This is a genomic window from Shewanella sp. T24-MNA-CIBAN-0130 (genome assembly GCF_040310185.1).
Taxonomy (GTDB): domain Bacteria; phylum Pseudomonadota; class Gammaproteobacteria; order Enterobacterales; family Shewanellaceae; genus Shewanella; species Shewanella psychromarinicola.
This window is the reverse complement of record NZ_JBEOPP010000436.1, coordinates 1-253: the sequence shown is the minus strand read 5'-3', so window position 1 is coordinate 253 and position 253 is coordinate 1. Positions and strand designations below refer to the sequence as shown.

Below are 253 nucleotides of genomic sequence, written 5' to 3'. Positions count from 1 at the left end.
GTATTGAGTTATTCGAAATTGTCTTCTGTTCTTCGGAATGTTGGCAATCAAAAAATTTCAACTCAATGCAACGATGAATGTTCATAGTAATATGTACAAAGACTTAAGCAACTTCGGTTGGTTAAGCAATCAGAATTCATTGAGCCGAAAGCTTCGTTCTTACTTGTAAGAGTGGAGTTTTCAAAAAACTTTAATTGAAGAGTTTGATCATGGCTCAGATTGAACGCTGGCGGCAGGCCTAACACATGCAAGT

1 rRNA gene is annotated in these 253 nt (G+C 37.2%); it reads left to right on the top strand.

What is annotated here, in order from left to right:
- Positions 1 to 191: 191 nt before the first annotated feature.
- Positions 192 to 253 (top strand): 16S ribosomal RNA (locus AAEZ02_RS23020); the annotation flags it as partial.